This window comes from Sphingomicrobium clamense, assembly GCF_019264355.1.
Taxonomy (GTDB): domain Bacteria; phylum Pseudomonadota; class Alphaproteobacteria; order Sphingomonadales; family Sphingomonadaceae; genus Sphingomicrobium; species Sphingomicrobium clamense.
This window is the reverse complement of sequence record NZ_JAHVAH010000001.1, coordinates 1,708,848-1,727,483: the sequence shown is the minus strand read 5'-3', so window position 1 is coordinate 1,727,483 and position 18,636 is coordinate 1,708,848. Positions and strand designations below refer to the sequence as shown.

Annotated in this window: 14 protein-coding genes; 6 read left to right on the top strand and 8 right to left on the bottom strand. The window is 57.9% G+C overall.

The features are described 5' to 3' along the window. Positions 1-267: 267 nt before the first annotated feature. The 3 genes from KTQ36_RS08865 to KTQ36_RS08855 form a co-directional block, all read right to left on the bottom strand. Entirely contained in the window at positions 268-1,188 is a 921-nt protein-coding gene (locus KTQ36_RS08865; protein ID WP_218633310.1) for an outer membrane beta-barrel protein, read from the bottom strand. Positions 1,189-1,253: 65 nt separating this feature from the next. Next, a complete protein-coding gene (locus KTQ36_RS08860) occupies positions 1,254-2,741 on the bottom strand; it encodes a FecR domain-containing protein (protein ID WP_218633309.1) in 1,488 nt (495 codons plus the stop codon). A 129-nt stretch (positions 2,742-2,870) separates the two neighbouring features. Next, on the bottom strand, positions 2,871-5,183 hold the full coding sequence (locus KTQ36_RS08855; RefSeq protein ID WP_218633308.1) for an EAL domain-containing protein: 2,313 nt from the start codon (positions 5,181-5,183) through the stop codon (positions 2,871-2,873). A gap of 241 nt (positions 5,184-5,424) precedes the next feature. On the opposite strand from KTQ36_RS08855, the gene KTQ36_RS11555 reads away from it, so the two are divergent. Beyond that, positions 5,425-5,712 carry a PilZ domain-containing protein gene (locus KTQ36_RS11555; RefSeq protein WP_218633307.1) on the top strand — a complete coding sequence of 96 codons (288 nt, stop codon included), beginning with the start codon at positions 5,425-5,427 and terminating at the stop codon, positions 5,710-5,712. Positions 5,713-5,990: 278 nt separating this feature from the next. Continuing rightward, entirely contained in the window at positions 5,991-7,526 is a 1,536-nt protein-coding gene (locus KTQ36_RS08845) for an HWE histidine kinase domain-containing protein (protein ID WP_218633306.1), read from the top strand. A gap of 115 nt (positions 7,527-7,641) precedes the next feature. On the opposite strand, the gene KTQ36_RS08840 is transcribed toward KTQ36_RS08845, so the two are convergent. Then, positions 7,642-9,405, bottom strand: a complete 1,764-nt coding sequence (locus KTQ36_RS08840) for a sensor domain-containing diguanylate cyclase (protein WP_218633305.1) — start codon at positions 9,403-9,405, stop codon at positions 7,642-7,644. 558 nt (positions 9,406-9,963) lie between these two features. Here KTQ36_RS08840 and KTQ36_RS08835 point away from each other — a divergent pair. Beyond that, positions 9,964-10,665, top strand: a complete 702-nt coding sequence (locus tag KTQ36_RS08835) for a hypothetical protein (protein ID WP_218633304.1) — start codon at positions 9,964-9,966, stop codon at positions 10,663-10,665. Positions 10,666-10,763: 98 nt separating this feature from the next. After that, positions 10,764-11,153: a glycoside hydrolase family 97 C-terminal domain-containing protein gene (locus KTQ36_RS08830; protein ID WP_218633303.1), complete on the top strand. Its 390-nt coding sequence runs from the start codon at positions 10,764-10,766 to the stop codon at positions 11,151-11,153. A gap of 9 nt (positions 11,154-11,162) precedes the next feature. Here KTQ36_RS08830 and KTQ36_RS08825 read toward each other — a convergent pair whose 3' ends face one another. Continuing rightward, positions 11,163-12,158, bottom strand: coding sequence for a DUF2279 domain-containing protein (locus KTQ36_RS08825; protein WP_345777696.1), 996 nt, complete (start codon positions 12,156-12,158; stop codon positions 11,163-11,165). Positions 12,159-12,304: 146 nt separating this feature from the next. Further along, the gene (locus KTQ36_RS08820) at positions 12,305-14,746 is read right to left on the bottom strand and encodes a TonB-dependent receptor (protein WP_218633302.1); all 2,442 of its coding nucleotides are present in this window, start codon (positions 14,744-14,746) and stop codon (positions 12,305-12,307) included. A gap of 527 nt (positions 14,747-15,273) precedes the next feature. Here KTQ36_RS08820 and KTQ36_RS08815 point away from each other — a divergent pair. Together KTQ36_RS08815 and KTQ36_RS08810 are read left to right on the top strand one after the other, a co-directional pair. Continuing rightward, positions 15,274-16,506: a winged helix-turn-helix domain-containing protein gene (locus KTQ36_RS08815; protein WP_218633301.1), complete on the top strand. Its 1,233-nt coding sequence runs from the start codon at positions 15,274-15,276 to the stop codon at positions 16,504-16,506. Continuing rightward, positions 16,503-17,549: a tetratricopeptide repeat protein gene (locus KTQ36_RS08810; protein ID WP_218633300.1), complete on the top strand. Its 1,047-nt coding sequence runs from the start codon at positions 16,503-16,505 to the stop codon at positions 17,547-17,549. Before KTQ36_RS08815 ends, KTQ36_RS08810 begins: the two co-directional genes overlap by 4 nt. On the opposite strand, the gene KTQ36_RS08805 is transcribed toward KTQ36_RS08810, so the two are convergent. Together KTQ36_RS08805 and KTQ36_RS08800 are read right to left on the bottom strand one after the other, a co-directional pair. Then, the gene (locus KTQ36_RS08805) at positions 17,546-17,833 is read right to left on the bottom strand and encodes a GNAT family N-acetyltransferase (protein ID WP_345777695.1); all 288 of its coding nucleotides are present in this window, start codon (positions 17,831-17,833) and stop codon (positions 17,546-17,548) included. The two genes, KTQ36_RS08810 and KTQ36_RS08805, sit on opposite strands and share 4 nt — an antisense overlap. After that, positions 17,830-18,525, bottom strand: coding sequence for a queuosine precursor transporter (locus tag KTQ36_RS08800; RefSeq protein ID WP_218633299.1), 696 nt, complete (start codon positions 18,523-18,525; stop codon positions 17,830-17,832). The genes KTQ36_RS08805 and KTQ36_RS08800 overlap by 4 nt, the downstream gene beginning before the upstream one ends. Between the last annotated feature and the right edge of the window lie 111 nt (positions 18,526-18,636).

The following is an 18,636-nucleotide window of genomic DNA, read 5'->3' as shown; positions in this document are numbered from 1 at the left end:
TACAAACAAGTAGCAGCTAGCCGACGTGAGGTCCGCACCTGGGCCGTTAGCCGAATGTCAGCTCTTGGCGACGTTTGAGTAGAGAGGGGCCGCTCGAACGCTTATCATCCGCGATGTCCACTAACGACCCAGAAGCGGACATCAGCCATAACATCAGTTTTCTACCCCTAAACCGAAAAACGCACCTTACTCGTAGTATTCGTTCGTAGCGGTCGAGGGTTATAAGGGCCGACACGTCATCTAGTTGGGCGGCCCAGTATCATCGGCTTAGAAACGAAACATGAGCTTTAGTGCGGCGCGGTGCTCATTGTAATCTGCCGAAGGGAAATTGGAGTTGCGATCGGTATAACGATAGGCAATTTCGGCACTCAATTCCTGTGTCAGGATGCACTCGAGATCTGCACCAGTTCGGAAACGGGTTTCTGTTCGTTCTGCACCCATCACAGGGGTGATGGCATCATAATCGCGGTGGCGGTAGTCGGCGGTGAGCTTGATAGAAGGCGCGTCACGGTCGCTACCTAGCGGATGCTTCCAAGCAACAGAGCCGCTCACTCCGTCAAAGTCGAGCGCCGGGTCTACCGCATTTTCACGCTCGAGCAGCAGACTACCCTGCAAGTAGCCGCGTCCGCCTTTGTGAAACCGGAATAAATTGGCACCAGCCTGCTGTATGCTCGCGTTTCGTTGTTCGAGCTCAGTAAAGCTCTTCTCTGCCACCTGGATATGTCCGCGCAGAAAGACACTCTCTTGCAAGAAGATGCCGACACTGGGCGACACAGACAAGAGGTTCAAAAACGGGTCATTTGCGAGCCGAATATTCGTGCCATCAGCCCGCAGTCCGATCCTGACTTTCCCGATGCGGCGCGTGAGTGAAGCACTCGCACGGTGGGATTGAAGATCGAATTCGCTGAATTCCGTGTGAAGCGTCTGCCCGAACTTATATGCAATCTCGACGTCTAGGGTCTCTGTCTTCACCGGCTTAAAATTAAGATTTACCCCTAGTTGGATGCCGATATCGCCGGATTCTTGCGATACATCCGCTTCCTCGACGGCCAACTGACTATCGTAAAAGCTGGTCGCTTCGAATGAAGCTTCCCAACGCTCACCCGACTGAGCGTATGAAGAAACAGCAATTCCAATGATGGAAAAGATGACCGCAGTCAGACGGCAGAGATATTCGAACGAATTCATGCCGCGCTTTATCGCTGAAATTGATTGAGAGAAGGTTAGGACGATTTTTACCGCTCCTAAGGGACTCAGCCCCCCAGCAAGCTGCTAACCGTTTCTTCCACAGCCCCTTCGACGACCTCCTCGACGGCCTCTTCGACAGCCTCCTCAACCGCCTCCTCGACAGCCTCTTCGACGACTTCCTCGACGGCCTCTTCGACGACTTCCTCAACCGCTTCTTCGACGACTTCCTCGACAGCCTCTTCGACGACTTCCTCAACGGCCTCTTCGACGACTTCCTCAACCGCTTCTTCGACGACCTCCTCAACGGCCTCTTCGACGACTTCCTCAACCGCTTCTTCGACGACTTCTTCGACAGCCTCCTCAACCGCCTCTTCGACGACTTCCTCGACAGCCTCTTCGACGACTTCCTCAACCGCTTCTTCGACGACTTCCTCGACAGCCTCTTCGACGACTTCCTCGACAGCCTCTTCGACGACTTCCTCGACAGCCTCTTCGACGACTTCCTCGACAGCCTCTTCGACGACTTCCTCAACCGCTTCTTCGACGGTGTCATCAACGACCTCATCGACCGCATCGGAGACCGTCTCGGACACTACATCGCCAACCGCTTCATCGACGATGTCAACTACCGCCTCAATATTTTCCTCGACCGCCTCGCTCATGGCCTCCTCGACCACCTCTGTAACCGCGTCGCTCGTCTCGCTAAGAATTTCGTCAACCAACTCGACTGACAGCTCTTTATGAGTGTCTTCCAGAGCTGCAGAGGCCCCCTCAACAGCCTTAGTTCCAACCACTGATGATTGGTCGACGGAGTGCGGGGATAGTGCGTCTAGCGCCGCGCTCTTCAATGCGCTTCCATTTACAACGGAATTCGCTTGAGGAGCCACACCCTCATAAAGATCGACAGACAATTGCAGCGGTAGGGAGGCTATTACGGCACCAGGCAGATTGTTGGGGACTAGAAAAGCTGGTGAAACGCTACTTGCACGGTCGGCCGGGACCCCTTGATCAGGCTCCGCCGAATGGTCGAAGGCTGGGGTGAGATCGATTACACCGTTGGTGCCAACCGAGACTGTTGCGATAGTGCCAGCTTCCACTTCGCGGCTTGCGAGACGATCTGCAGTGCTAACTTCTACAACACCTTCAGTCACCCGCACCGAAGCACGATCAGCTTCGACAGACACCGTAAATTGTGTGCCCTTCACGACGGCCGCGAGTAATGGCGTCTCGACTTCGAAATGTGGTTTCCCAGTGGTTTCTACACTGTAAAAAACGGATCCGAACCATTGCTTCAGACGAGTAAAACCGTCGGGTCGTTTTTCGACTGGAATAGTGAGCCGGCTGTTAGCGTTTATGAGCACATAGTCGCTTCCACGTGCCAGCATAGCCCGGCCATCGCTGCCGGTCACCACCGTATCACCAGCATTAAGGCTGGAGTTTATATCGACTGACGCCGGATGCATGCCAGCCCGAATGACCTCGACCTGTCCCGATTTTTGCGTGACGGTCCATGCTCCGCTGCTGGCAGTTGCGGGGGCCGCGATGAAGATCAAAAAGAGTCCGCAAAGAACTCGAATTTGCGAGAATAGCTTTTGGCTCATCTTGCAGAATTTAACTGGACTGAGCTAACAACGATTGACCATACTCGGTTGTTACGATTTTAACTAAGCAACCGACTGAAATTACGCGACAAATTTTCGGCAGGCACCGCATATCTTCATTATCTCACCAGCCGTCATTGGCCTTCCGATAAGATAGCCCTGCACCTGGTCGCATCCGAGACGGCGAAGTAATTCGAGGGTCTCTTTGTCCTCGACCCCCTCGGCTACCACCGTCAGTCCGAGCTCATGCGCCATTTCGATTGTGGAGCGCACAAGCACCTGATCGCTGGACATCTTTGACAGGCCTTCGATGAAACAACGGTCGATCTTGAGCTCCTGCACTGGCATCTGTTGAAGATAGGATAGAGTGGAAAGACCAGTCCCGTAGTCGTCTATCGAAAGACGCAAACCAAGTTCGCGCAGACGCTTAAGACTCGCAATGGTCTGCGCGGGCGAACGAATGAAAGCACTTTCGGTGATTTCCAAGGTCAAGACCGAAGAGTCGAGTCGCTCCTCTTCCAAGATTGCTTCGACATTGCTGACAAATTCAGACTCAGCGAGATCGACCGGGGAAATATTCACTGAAGCATGCAATGCATGCCCAAACTGCTGCCAAGTGACCAACTGCGCAGCTGTCTCTCGAAGAGCAAACAAGGTCACCTCTGTTACCATGCCAGTGGTCTCGGCAAGCGGTATGAAGTGATCGGGCGGGATGTTCTGTCCATCCGCACCTTTCCAGCGGACTAATGCCTCAACAGAAACTATCCTATCATCAGACAGCGAGAATTTCGGCTGATAGGCGAGCGAAACTCGACCTTCGTGCAGGGCAGACCGCAGTTCACTCATGAGACCAAGTTGTCGGCGTAGTTCCCGGCGAGGAGAGCCCTTCACTGCGAAAAGAAGCCCCTCGCGCCGCGCTGATTCAGCCGCTGCAAGGGCATGCTCGATCCTTGAAACGCTAGGCGTAGCCATGTCGGCGTCGACACCGAATGATAGCTGCACATCGACTAGGCCTTCAGAAGTGCGGACAGCGTTTCGGAATATCGCCATGGCGATCCTAATCCGTTTCTCTGCTGCAACAGTGGTGGCCGCAGGATCCAGCCATGCAATCAGGTCCGGTGCGATCCGATGAACTTGGACGCCTAATCGCTCAGACAAACGCGAAGCAGTTTTAACTACTGCCTCGCTGCTCGCGGCCATTCCCATCCCCTCGCGGATATCAGCAAACCGGTGGATGGAAGCGACGATGACAACGGAAACGTTTGGTTCGCCATCGAGCGCCTCTTCGAAGGCAAGTCGGTTCGGAAGGCCACTTTCTGCATCGCTCCGAGCGCGCTCATACATGTTTTGCCGGACCAGAAGGACAAATTGCGCGACTGCACAGGAGATCAACATGACAATCCACGGCGCGCTATCAATTAAAAGCGGTATCGACGCTTGAATCGCCAATGGCCCTACCAATAGAGCGAGTAGCGTCGCGGCCGCCGCAAGCGCATATCGCGCGGGGCGAGCAACTTTGCGAGGACGAAAACAAAGAGCAATTAGCAGGATACCTAAGACGGTAACTGCCCATCCGGTCTTTGCCATTGCCCTGCCCTGCATGAGCGAATCCGCTGCCAATGCCTGAACAAAGACGCCCGGTATGATTCCGTGCACTGGGACAGCATAACGGTCGCCTAGTTCAACGGCAGCACTGCCCACGATGACACGCTTATCTAAAAAGACATTCGCTGGCACGCGCTCTTCAATCACGTCTACGAACGCATAGCGGGGGATGGCCCAAGGGTTGATCGACCAGTCTGGACTGAATGTGAGATCGCTCCAAGCGCTGTTCGCAGCTAGCACCGTGGCTAGCGATGGCGTGACCTGTCCATCGATATGAATTGCCGCTGGATAGTCGCGCACCGTTCCGCTTGTGTCAGGATAAATGTTGACTGCGCCTACCCAAGCCATGCTGAAATCATCTAGCGGACGATTTACGGTATCGATGTCATTCCCGTCGCCACCAAGCGCATGAGAATAGAAGATGGGCAGAACCACCTTCCCAGATTTCTCGATAGCGGCGGCAAATTCCACATCTCCCTGGTAGGAAGGCGAACTGAAGTCGATGTCGAAAGCAATTGTTGAGGCGCCTGCGGCTGTCAGCCGGTCAACCAACTTCGCGTGATGCGATCTTGGCCATGGCCATTGGTCAAGTTCTGAAATACTGCGAGAATCGATTTCAACAATGACCACGTCATTCGTCGGTTGGCGATCGATTAAACTCGAGCGTGCGTCTTGAAGCCAATGCTCGAAAGACGTGAAGATTGTCATTGCCCATAACGCGATGACTACGGCTGCTAACAGCATCACTTTTACGAGAGGAAGGCGTGACAACTTGGCGAAGCGATCCATAATGATCGACCCCTCCTATGCGCGGCGCTTGCCAACGGAGGCAAAGCGAAAACGCATGGAAAAAGAGAAGCTCTCTGCCATGAATTTTCTTGTGCACGGAATTAACTAAGGAACAATGAAGTCATTCGTCTCTTGGCTAGTCGACTGCGGGTTTTCACGAGACGGAAACAATGAATATTCGCCCTTCTCGTCGACCATTTCTTTTCAATTTTCTCTCAATGATTAACGATTTAGCCGATCTATGACGACCGAACGCCGAGCCCCACGCCAGCCATTCGTTGCGACTGTCGAAGTTCGTGAGCCAGGGGCGCATCCTCAGAAATTGAAGGTGTTAGACGTCAGCCCGCTCGGCTGTCGGGTCTCATTGGTCAGCCGGGTCAAGTTAGACACCCGTGTGTTCATTAGGTTCCCGGGGTTAGAAGCTATTGCGGCCTATGTTTGCTGGTGCGAAAAATTCGAAGCCGGTCTGGAGTTCGAGAAGCCGATATATCCCGCGGTTTTGAGCCACATCATGTCGCAAATCCGCTAGGAGAGATCACGGCCGGAATACTCACTGCGCGAAAAGTCTCGCCACATCGTGACGAGACTTCCCTTATTGAAGCATGCTCGGCAACAATGCTTCAAATCAATAACGAAACATCAGTCGAAATGTTCCGCTGGTCTCTGCAACACGCGCGGCGGAGATGCATCACCGACACAGCGATTACGGTCGCTACCAACCGTGATTTTCCGTGCGTCTTTTAGACTCTAATCATTCTTTGCCTCCACTGATGAGTGCGCGTATGGTTCCTTGAGAAGGGTATTCAAATGGATACGGCCTCGGTTCGTGCGACGCACTCGGCAATGTCGATTGACGTGGCAATCAAGACGCTTGCAGCGACCGCCGACCTCGTCGGCGAGGACATATTTCCGGCGCTAGTCGAAGGGATCTCAAAATCTCTAGGCGTTCGATGGGTGTTTCTGAGTCGCCCATCCGACAACGACAAGACCAAAGCTGAAACTTTGGCAGTCTGGAGCGACGGCCCAGCCGAGAATATTGTGTATGATCTGGCTGGATCGCCCTGCGCAGACATCATCGGGGACGGCCCGTGCTGTTATACAGACGATGTACAATCGCTCTTCCCTCAAGATGCTCTTCTGCGCGAAATGGGCGCGCAGAGCTACGTTGGAATTCCATTGAGATCATCAACCGGAGAAGTCATCGGACTGCTTGCGGGTGTTAATGATCGACCAATCGGCAATCCCGATCTTTCAAGAGAGATCTTGGCCTTATTCGCAGGTCGGGCGGCTTCTGAGCTGGAACGGATAAGCACTTCCTCAAGCCACGAGCGGATGGGCCGGATAGTGGAGGCATCCGTTAGTGAGGCATTTGTGTTCGACGGAGACACATGTCGCTTCGAGCTCGTTAACCGTGGAGCGCGCGAGAATTTGGGCTATTGTCTCACAGAACTTCAAAAACTCACGCCTTGGGACATCAAGCCAGAATTCAGCGAAGAGCAGTTTCGCGATTTTGTGGCTCCCCTCAAGGCTGGCGAGGTCCCCTTTCTCGAGTTCGAGACGATCCACGAGCGTAAAGACGGTTCGCACTATGACGTATTCGTCCGCCTCCAATATTTCGGCGGTGCGGACAACATCTTTTTCGCATCTATTTTCGACATCACTGAACGCAAAATGGCCGAAGAGCGCGAACGACTATTAATGCGAGAGGTCAATCACCGAGCCAAGAACTTGCTTAGCATTATCCAGGTCGTCGCTCGCCAGACTGCAGCTGCCGGATTGGACGATTTTGCCGATCGGTTCGAAGACCGCATCGCAGCATTGGCGAAGAGTCACGATCTACTGGTTGAAAATCCTAAAGAGGGCGTAAGTCTGCGGGATCTAGTGTGCGCGCAGCTCGGGCATTTCAGCCAACTTTTTGGGTCCCGAGTTAAAATCGATGGACCGATCGTGCGACTTAAATCGGCAGCGGCTCAAAGTATCGGCATGGCGCTGCACGAATTGTCCACGAACGCCGCCAAATATGGTTCTCTTTCAAACGACGACGGCTCAGTCGAGATTGAATGGCAAATCAAGCACGTCGGTAATCTGGAGACCTTCAAACTGACTTGGCAGGAAATGAACGGACCGGAGGTCGTCCCGCCGACCAAGACGGGCTTCGGGTCTACCCTAATTGCCAGTTCGCTTCGAGCCAGCCTGAGAGGCGCAGTCGAAATAGACTACGCGCGCGCCGGCCTTCACGTGACGGTGACTGCGCCTTACGCGTCCCTCACCGAGATGCGACACGACGAGAAGCCGAAGGTTGGTTGCAAAAGGAGGGACTTGAACCGCCGATACGCGGATTAGAATTCCGATAATTGTCGAATTCTTAGTCCGGCTGTCCGCTTTCCACCCTAAACCGGCCAGGCGGCGAACGATCCGGATACGTGAGTTAGGGCGTTTGCCCGTGTCGAAGCTGAATTTAGGCCGCGATCTGCAGCAAGTTGCGGCCATTTTCCTTGGCTTGATACAGAGCGTCGTCGGCCCGCCGCAATACGGTCTCCATCGTTTCGTCCTCGGTCATGGTCGCCACCCCGGCGCTGATGGTAACCTGCGCGAGGCCGGGCGCCTGCCATCGTTCCTGGGCTATGCGCTTTCGCAAACGCTCGAGGATGAGCGATGCGCTCATGCCATTCTCTCCGGGCAGCACCACGAGAAATTCCTCGCCGCCAAGCCTACCGAAATAGTCCGTGGACCGCAGTTCATCGGAGATTATCCTCGCCACCCGCTTCAACACGGTGTCACCGGCTTGGTGTCCGTGCTGGTCGTTGACCGACTTGAAATGATCAACGTCTAAGATCGCTATAGTTACCTGCTGTGCGGCTGCCCTGCCCGAACGCGAGACCGTGCGCAAATCTCCGAGAATCTTTCGACGGTTCGCAATTCCGGTCAGCTCGTCTGTCTCGGCCAGTCGCTTGGCAGTCTTCGCATCTTCGACAGCGGCAACCCGCGCGATGCGAAGTTGCTCGAGAACTTCGGTCTCACGGGTGACATCCTGGACTGTCCCGAACAGGCCGTCGAACTCGCCGTCACTGCCAAATCTTGGATGTCCGATGCTTGAGACGTGCCGGTACGTGCCGTCGGGTCGCAAAATCCTTGCGCGATAGGAAAAGCCCTGCTCGCTGCTCAAGGCGTCAAGCAAAATTGCGCGCACGACCTCCCGATCGTCGGGATGGTAGAGCGCGAGCGATGCAGGATTCTCGAGTTCAACACCTTCGCTGAAATCGAGGTCGTCGGCCCGGACGCCATGGATGCGATAGACTTCGTCGGACCAGACCAGCGACGATCCGTCTTTGTCGAAGTACCAGTGCCCCACACTCGCGGTGCTCTCGGCAAGCTCGAGGTGGCCGTTTGCTTCCGCATATCGGGCAAGAAGGTGCTCCCGGTTCGCGATCAACGCCGAGAGCGGCCATACGGCGCAGAACAGACAGACGAGGTATACTTGAAGGAAGAGAATGTCCTGGTTAAGTCCGAGAATGCCAGCCCCGGAACTGGCGAAATCGGTGTGCAAGGTTGCGGTGATCGCGACGAGGCTGATGCTCACCGAAGCGCCACTCGCGCCGAAAAGGTAGGTCGCCACGATCACGCCGACCACGGGAAGAAAAAGATATTTTTCGCCACCGGGGTCGAAGATGAAGGAGCCGATAACTGAAACGGCAAGGGTAAGACCAGTCAAAACCGCAGCGTCCCGTAGGAGGAAGAAGGCCCCTCGCTCGCGCAACCCTGTCACAACAGTGATGACGAACGGAACGACGATGAGCGTGCCCAGGCAGACCGTCAGCGACCATGATACGAAAAAGGGGAGGCTCGGGTGCCCAGCTAGCAGACTGGCTACCGCGCCGCTGACGAAGCTTCCGAACACGGTCGCAATCAGGAAAGTCATGAGCCACCGGGTATTGTCGAGCTCGCGCGAGGCGTTGGCACCGCGGCGCACGAGTTGCGCAATCACGACGCCTTCAACGATGTTGGCGACCGTGTATCCCGCCGCTTCGATAGACGATGCGCCGAACTGAGTGTTGGAAATTAGGCTTGCCGCTGCGACCGTCGCGATAATCGGCATCCTGGGCCCGCGTTTGGCGAGCAACAGCGCGGCGACGAAGATTCCGCTTGCCGGCCAAATAGTGGCCAAGCCGTTGGTCGACTGCGTGAATTCGAGCGAAAAATACGCAGTGAGGTAGTAGGCCAACCCCACAGCACTAGAGATCGCGACAGACCGCAAACAGGGGTGAAACGGGAAGGTAGGACTGTGCATTTCCAACTTATGGAGCGAAAAGGGTTAACGCTTCGTTTAGAATTTCCTGTTGCACGAGGCCGAAGACTTTAAAAAGCTCATTCTTTATAACAAGTTATTGTGAGTTCAAAACTCAAGCACCTTAGTCCGTTCGCCAGTTCCGAACGCTTGGATAATCGCTGACTAATTGCCGCCAGTCCGCTTTCATTCCGTCTCAGACTTAGGCCAACGGCCGACATGGGGCGCATAGCAGACGCTTGACGGTGGTGGAGGCGAGGGCAGAGGACTGCTCGATCCAGTTTACAGGCCATCTGTAAACTATTGATCTAAAACGAGCGATTTTCGCGCAGTTTACAGCAGCGATGGCGGAAAACTGCCCTTTCGGGTAGCTTGGGAAGCTCCTGCTCTACCATTGAGCTACACCCGCTTGATCGCGAAGAGGCTCATACGTTTCTTGCAGGGGGTGCGCCTGCGACCCTATTCGACGCTCCGGGTGAATGGTTCGCGAAAATCATGTCCAAGCTGGTGACTTTCGTGCCCAATTTTCTATGGGCGCCGCATCTATTCCTCGGCTTGGCTCTACTAGGTCTGACCGTCGTGGCCGTGAAGCATCGCCACTTGCTCAATCTTCCCCGGCAGTCTGACGATCTTCGGCTGGCACTATTCTTTCTCCTGGCGACATTCAGCAATCTGCCGGCGCTGATCGCGACCGGCTATTTCGACGCACGCTACTTCAGCCTCGGCGTTCTCGTGCTGCTTTCAGGAATTCTCGTGCCGCTTCTTCGCAAACAAGCGACGCGCAACGCAGCGATCACAATCTTATCTGCCAGCCTCATTCTCTCGAGCTTTGCGAACTTGGCCTATGCTGGCGTGACATTCGAGCGCGCCCGACAAGCGGCTCCCATGGTCCTGCAAGATGACGATCGGCGTATGTTTACTTGCCTTGCTGCAAGTGAGGAATTTGGAGCGCCTGTCCTATTTCTCGACCCAGACGATAGCGCCCGCATTTCCGCGCTAACCCACGCGCGCACGTCGCTCCTGCCGGCCAATATCGCATCCGGCAGGCTCCCCGCAGCGCAACGTAGCGAGTTTCTCGATCAACTCGAAATTCGCTACATTGTGGGCACTCGGGGCGCTATTGAGCAGACGTTTCCAAACGAGCGGATCGTCGCTGTTCCAGCCTGCGGGCCCACAATGTTCGAGCGCCTTCGCTAAGGCCGACGTCACTGCGATCTTCGTGCCAGCAGGCGATACCCCCAAGGGTCCAGCATAATCTGATCGTTTGCCGCGACCGTCACTATTCGCCGATCCAGATGGTTGCGCACCTGCCCGAACATTATGCCGAGCATCCGGAGGCGTTCGACTTCATCAAGCAAGTGCCGGTCGACTGGGAAGAGAGCCTGGTGCTCGATTCGGCGGTCGGCGACTATGTCACGATCGCGCGCAAGGAGCGGGGCGGCGAGAGCTGGTGGCTCGGCGGCGGGACCGACGAGACCGGGCGGACGGTCGATGTTGCGCCCGACTTTCTCGACGCGGGGCGCCGCTACGTCGCGACCGTCTATCGCGACGCGGAGGGTACGCACTATCAGGGGCCAACGCGCTTCGACTTCGAGATCGTGCGTTATGCGAAGACCTCTGCCGACACGCTCAGCCTGACGATGGCGCCGGGCGGTGGCTACGCGGTGGCGATCCGCCCCGAATAGGCGCGGCACTTACTCGGTGACGTTGACGTGGAGCGCCGAGTAAGGCGGCTGGAAGTAGGTCGTGACCTCGCCGACCGTGCGCATGGTCTTGCTCTTCGAGCGCTTGAAGAGGAGCTCGTTGAAGTTGAGGCCGACACCGACGAAGATGTGGCGCTTGGGCTCGATCCCGGCGTCGCGGTCTTCGTAGAGGAAGTCCTTGGCGTGGTAGCCGACGTGGAGTTCGGTGAAGCGTAACGGGCTATCTTCCATGCCCTTGAAGCCCGCGGGCTTGATGGCGAAGAAATAGCGCTGCTGCTCGAAATGCTTCTGGCCCGAGATGGTGTAGATGTCCTCGTTAGGCTTCACCATCATGCGATAGTCGATCTTCTCGTCGAGGCCGGGGACCGCGTTGCGCAGGACCGAAAAGCCGGCGCCCGCGGTATTCATCGCAACGTCTTCCCACGACCAGCCGCTGTCGGGCTCGATGCTGTCGAAGGCTTCCGACCACATCATGATCCCCGACGCGAGCGCTGCGGCGGTCCATTCGATGCCGGGCGCGTCGTTCGTCTTGTTCTTGAGGCGGTGGTAGAGCAGCTCGGAGACGATGTAGGTCGAGTAAGCATGGGCGAGCTTGTCGACGCCCATATGCTTGGTGTCCTTGCCGAACCAGCCTTCCTTCTTGAAGCGCGGCGGCTGAGGGTTTTTAAACAATTTGGAGAAGTTGATCGCGGTGTAATAGCCACCGACAGCAGCCAATTCCCAATCGATCGCCTTCACGTCCTCGCCGAACGAGGCGTAGTCGCGGCGCTCTTCCGCCTCTTCCTCGACGATTGCGGGGCCGACTTGCTGGAGGATGTCGGTTGCGGCAACTCCGCCAAGCGGCCGTTCGTCCAGCGTGGCGAGCGACCAGCTCTCGATCGCCTCGGGGGCGTGATCCGGTTCGCTCGCATGGGCCGCGGTCGGCAAGCCGAGCGCGGCTACGCTCAGCGCCAGTATCTTGCGAGAATGATCGAGACGAAAGGGCACGGAAAAGTCCTGACAATTCGGGTGCGGATCGGAAGGCGGCGTGGTGGGCGAATCAGGATTTTAGGTCAAGTCACTTGAACGAAAAGAAAAAGGGCGCCGCATCATCGAGATGCGACGCCCGTTTTTCTGTGCCGTGAGGCCCTGGCTTAGAAGCCGAGGCTCAGCGTCGCCGACACGGTACGCGGAACACCGATCTGGGCGAACGGCGTGCCGTCGTCCGGGCTCAGGCGAGCACCGAAGCTGCCGACATAAAGCGTGTCGAACAGGTTGTAGACGTTGAGCTGGACGAAGCTGTTGTCCAGGCCGTCGACCAGGTTCTCGAGGTCGTAGCGGATGTCCGCGTTGACCATCCAGTAGCCATCGGTCTTGGCCGGGAAACGATCGCGGGAGGCCGGCTCGTTGGTGTCGTACAGGTAACGACCACCGGTGTACTTGGCGGTCAGGCCCGCCGAGAAGTCACCGAGTTCGGTCACGACCGAACCACCGAACATGTGGGTCGGAGCACCGCCCTCACGCTTGCCGGCGGTCGGGGCGAACACGCCCGCATCGATTTCGACGTCTTCCTTGATTTCCGAGTCGTAGACCGAACCGAAGGCGTAAAGCGTCAGCTCGGGGATCGGCGCGTAGGCGACCGATGCGTCGATGCCGTACTTGTCGACCGGGCCGAGGTTACGGAAGATATATTCGTCAAGTTCGACATTGTACGAAACCGCGAGGCGGTTGTTGAACTTGGTGTACCAACCGTTGACCTGCGCCTGCACCTTCGAGCTGAGGTAACGGACACCACCGTCGAACGTGTCGGTGGTTTCCGGAACCGGCTGGCCGGCGGGGCTGTCTTCGTCGAAGAAAAAGCTGTCGTACAGCGCGTCGGTACCCGGGACCGAGATCGACTTGGCGTAGCTGCCGAAGACCGAGAAGTTGTTGCTGATCTCGTAGACGGCACCCACGTTCGGCAGGAAGTCGTCATACTTGAGGATACGCTGCTGCGGCGGCGCCGCGTCGGGGTTGGCAGCCGCATAGGCCGCTTCTTCCGCCGCATTCTGACCGAAGCAGTCGACGAAGCCCGAAGGCGAGGTCGTGAAGCAGTAGTTCTCGAGGTCGCGTTTGAAGAACGGGAAACGCGCACCGACGTTGACGGTCAGGGCGTCGAATTCACCGCGCCATTCACCGGCGATCTGGTTGAGGATCGCGTAGCTCTGGCGGTCACGCTTCTGCAGGATGTTGCCGTTGGCGGCGAACAGCGGATCGTCGATCGGGAAGACCGTGACCGGCTCACCGTCGCGACGCACGCGGCCGACCTGGCCGGTCTGGCGGTGGTTGGCGTAGTCGTGCGTGTAGCTGAGACGGACCGTGTGGTTGTCGTTGATGTTGTAACGAAGACCCGAGATCAGGCCGTAGCGATGCGTACGGGTCTGCGACGGGGTCAGCACGGTCACGCGGTCGAGCGTGTCGCCGTCACCGTTGAGGTCGACGCCACCGAAATAGGGACGACCGCCGAGGTAACCCGAGAAGCCCTGGAAGTTGAACCCTTCCTCGGCGCCACGGGTGCCGCCGCCATTCGCCTTCACATACTGGTAGGACGGGTCGAGCGTGAGCACGAGATCGTCGGCCAGGGTGAAGCGGGCGCCGATACGGATGTTGCCGGTGTTGGCCGGGTTGTAGCGACGCTCGAACTCGGTGCCGCAACCGTTTTCACCGTCGCGGGTGCCCGGCGAGGGGACTTCGGTGGTGCAGGGGAAGTTGAGCGAATATTCACGCTCGTCCTTGGTCTGCGGGAAGCCGCCGCCCGGCGCACGGTCGTAGCGGAGGCCGACCGAGCCGAAGAAATTGTTGCGAATCGTGTTGTAGTGACCCGAGATGTTGACGAAGTCGCCGTTGATTTCGCTGACCGGGATGTGAACCTTGGCGTTGACCTGCTGACGGTTCACCTGGCCGTAGCCGTTATAGGCGTTGTCATATTCTTCGTGGCTGACCGCAACGAGACCGGTGATGCCGGTGTTCTTGAAGATCTCGCCAGTGTCGATCGACATGAAAGTACGGTAGAAGTTGTACTCGCCGATCGACTGCACGAACTGCGCACCGAAATCGTCTTCCGGGTTACGCATGCGGTAGTTGACCGTACCACCGACGGCCGATGCGGTCGGGCTGTCGACGTCGGTCGTGCCGAGGTTGACGTTGACCTGCTCGACGAGTTCGCCGTCGAGGGTCTGGCCGGTGTAGATTTGATAGTTGCCGCTGTCGTTGAGCGGGATACCGTCGAACGTGATCGAGACGCGCGAATCGTCGAAGCCGCGCATGATGATTTCACCGCCCGAACCGCCATATGCGTCGTTCGAGGTGAAGCTCACGCCCGGGACGATGTTGGTCGCGTCGAGTACGGTCTGGCCGGGGCTCTGGCGCTCGAGGACTTCTTCACCGAGGATCTGCTTCGGCTTGGACGTTTCGGGGATCTGGATCCCGTCAATGTCCTGGTTGGCAGCGCCGGTGATGACGATGGCTTCTTCGAAGTCGACCGAACCGGTCGACTGGGCGAAAGCAGCCGACGGCAGGAAAACGGCCGTGCTGCTCAGCAGAATAAGTTTTTTCACTGTAAACCCCAATGGTTGAGTAATACCCGCTCTCAGGCGAGGGGCCCGCTAGAGGGGAAATAAGTCAGGAAAGTGACAACTCCCCGAAGGAAGGTCACTTTTTTGCCACGCGCTGTGCGATGACCCCGCATCCCCGGCTGCCGATACCCCGCAACCCAATGAGTCCGCCCTTACCTCAATGACCTGCAAAAACAACCCGTCGGGACCGTGAAAATCTCGTCTCTCTCGGGAGGATCAACCGATTGTGCCGACACTGTTGAAAGTAGGGCACATATTGTGGCGGGTTGATGACAGCAGCGAACCTCGATCAATGCCCCCCTATGGTCGGATTCGCCGGAGATCATATGCTCCTGGAGTGTCGGAAGGCTGCGGGTATTGTGCGGAATGCAAATGATTTCACCCCCAATCTAACTCTGGTGGAAGGCTGATTTTACGAGTTGATTTGTGTTAAGGGTAAATCGAACTTGGGCTGGCCACAGTGGTGAGGAGGGCCACCGGAAAATGCCTCAAGCGATCGACATCGCGTGATGGACGGCATCACCGCCATCGATCTTGCGCACGAATCGGCGTTCGATGCCGGCTCGGTGCGCATCGACCCTGCACATCGGAAAATCGTGGTCGAAGGGCGCGGCGAGGCCATTCTTGAACCAAAGATCATGCAAGTGCTGGTCGCTCTCGCGCGCCATCCCGGCAGGATCTTCTCACGCGACGACCTTATCGAGGCATGCTGGGATGGCGTCATCGTCGGCGACGACGCGATCAATCGAGTGATCAGCCAGATCCGCAAGAAGCTGCGCGAAGTCGGTGCCGACGACGTCTCGGTCCAGACCGTGACCAAGGTCGGATACCAGCTCGACATCCAACCGTCCGAGAACGTTCGACCCGAAGGAAGAACGCGCACGCTCATTGTCGCCGGAATTGCCTTGCTGATCCTTTTCGTGACGGCCGGCTGGATGACGGGCTGGTTCGGCGCGAACGGTGATCGTGAGGTCAGCATCTCGCCGACGCCGGTGACGATCCTGCCGGTCGAAACCGCGACACCGGAAGACGACGCGCTGGCGGCAGGCTTGCGCAGCACCCTTTCGGCCAATCTCAACAGCACCGGACGGGTCCGTGTCCCGGCGCTCGAAAGCGCCGCCGATCTTGAACGATTCGGGTTGGGCCCGCGTGAAATCGGAGAGCGGCTGGCGCAGCGATACGTCATACAGCTCGCTCTGGATGTCGACGGCGGCCAGGTCGAAGCGCGCATGCGCAAGCACGGGATCGAAGAAGGCAGGGTGGTGTCCGAGCGAACGATCCGCAGGCCGTTCGGCAATCTTGAATTGCTCCAGAGCGACCTTGCGCAAGCGATCGTCGAAACGATCCCGGTCGCGACCGTAGGCGATAGCAAGACGTCTCGGGTCCGCAATGCGCTTTCTGGCGAGGACGAAGCACGTCTCCTGATGGCCATCGGAAGGATGCGCACGGGGACGTATGACGGCCTGTCGAGCGCGGAAAATCTGTTACGCCAGCTCGCTTCCCGCCACCCTGAAAACGGGGCGGTCCTGGCTATGTTGTCGATCACGATCTCCGAGCTGCTGGCGATCGATCCCGATCGTCCGGCCGGGAAGTTCTACGACAAGGAGGCGCTGGCGTTGGCACGCAGGGCGCGCGAACTTGCACCCGATCTTGCCGATGCGCACTTCGCCGAACCTGTAGCGCGGGGGCCGGTGGTGCGATGCTGCCGCATGTCGAGCGGGCTGCCGAGCTTGACCCCATGAACCCGTCAATCCTGAACGTACTTGCCCAGACACGCGGCGCTGCGCTGGACTATGAAGGGGTGTGGGAAGCCCGCTACCAACGCTGGCTGCTCGAGCCGCTGGATGCTGAGACGACCGAGATCGCCTCGGATGCAGCGACTTTTGACATGGAGAGTCTCGCCGATCAGTTCGACCGTGACTATGTCGAAGGTCATCTGGATCCCAACGAAAGGCTACGCGCACAAAGCCGCATGGCAGAGCGGCAAGGCGACTTGTCGGAGGCGGTCAGGCTGCGGTTCGAGGCGCTGCCCAAAGAGCCTGGATCGCTGCGATCCTACAATCTCACGCGCCTCGGGATGATGCGCAATGCGGTCGGGCTGAAGGATCCTGCGATACCGAGCCCCGGAAGAGCAATGGCCCATACGATACTCGCCGGCGAGCTCCCGTCGGCCGAGGAAATGGATCGTGCGGGAATTTGGGACATCGACTTTTTCATGACCTGGCGCCTGTCGCGGACGACGGCCAAGCTGATGGCGGACGAGGGCCGATATGAGGAGTTGCTCTCGATCTTCGACAAATTCTTCAATGGTCCCGATGACTTCCGGGGCAAGTTGGCAACGAGCTACCATGGCGGCTTGCGCAAATTGGTGTCCATCGCGCCCTATCTTGTCATCGCCCTTCGCGAAGAAGGGCGAGCCGAGGAGGCCGATCGCATGATCGAACTCGCGATTGCCGAAGCCCGGGCTTCAGAGCGCCACGGTCGCATACCCGAATTCGCCCACGTCGAAGCCGCCCGTATCCATGCGGTCGCGCGTGACAGGGCGCGCGCCGTCCGCCACCTCGAACAGGCGATCGAAGGCGATTGGCATCTGAGCTTTCCGCAGGACCTCTTCCCCGGCGGGCGCGACGCCTCATCGGACAGTGCCTTGACCTTATTGCGCGGTCATCCCGTCATCGCCCGCTTCGACCGGCAGCTCAACGGCTGGCGTGACCGCGAACGGCCACAGGTCAAGGCGATCTTCGATGTCTGGGACGAGCGGATCGCCAACGACGTCTATCACTAGGATTTGACGACGTCGTCCCAGTCGTCGTGGCGCTGGGCGATGGCTTTGAAAAAGGGGCAGACCGGGACAATCTTCCAGCCATGCTCGCGCGCGTCGGCGACGGCGCGTTCGGCCAACGCCTTGGCATGATCCTCGCCGCGCTTCTCTTCTGGCACGAACGTATGGTCGAGCATGACCAGCGTCTCGCTGCTGCGCGAGAAGGTCATCTCGGCATCCTCGGCATCGTCGAACGATATCGACCAGCGGCCGCGGCCATTCTCTTCGCTGAACGCGATCTCGCTCACTCGATCGCGCCTTTTGCGTCGAGTCTTTTCGCAAGCGCGATCATCAGGCTGATGAGCGGCGGGAAGGCGATGGCGGACAGGACGACCTTGGCGAGCATCTGGCCGAGCATGAGCTGCATGATCGGGAAGACGCCGTAGAAGGCGATCGAGATGAAAATCAGCGTGTCGAGTGCCTGACTGATCATGCCGGCGACCGCCGCGCGCAGCCACACGAGCTTGCCTTCACCGCGCTTCATCTTGTCGAAGATCCACACGTTGAGCAGGGTCGAGATGCCGTAGGCGATGATCCCGCCCAGCCAGATTCGCGGGGTCGAAGAGAGCAGCAGTTCGTAGGCCGACAGCCGCTCCGCTTCCATTTCGGGCGAGGCGGGCAGGGCGAGGATGAAATAGGTGAGCGCAGAGCTGACCAGCAACGGGACGAAGCCGAGATAGACCAGCGTGCGGCCCGCCTTTGCGCCATAGAGTTCGGTCACCGCGCTCGACGTGACGACGAGCATGAGGAAGGCGAAAATGCCGGCCTCGACCGCGAGCGGTCCGAGCGCCACCTGCTTGTTGGCGAGTACGCCCGCGATGCAGACCATGCCGCCATAGAAAACGGACAGGGCGAAGAGCGAGCGCGGGATGCCCTGACGAGAGGGCGGCGTGGGATCGAGCGCTTCGAGCGGGGTGGCGGCAGTGGCTTCCTGTATCATGCGCGAAAGGGGTAGCGCCTCCCCGCGAAATGAAAAGGGGTTTCGATTGACGGGTCGGGGAGGGGTGGCTAGGCAGCCGCAACTTTATCTTGGCGATTCAGCAGTTTCACG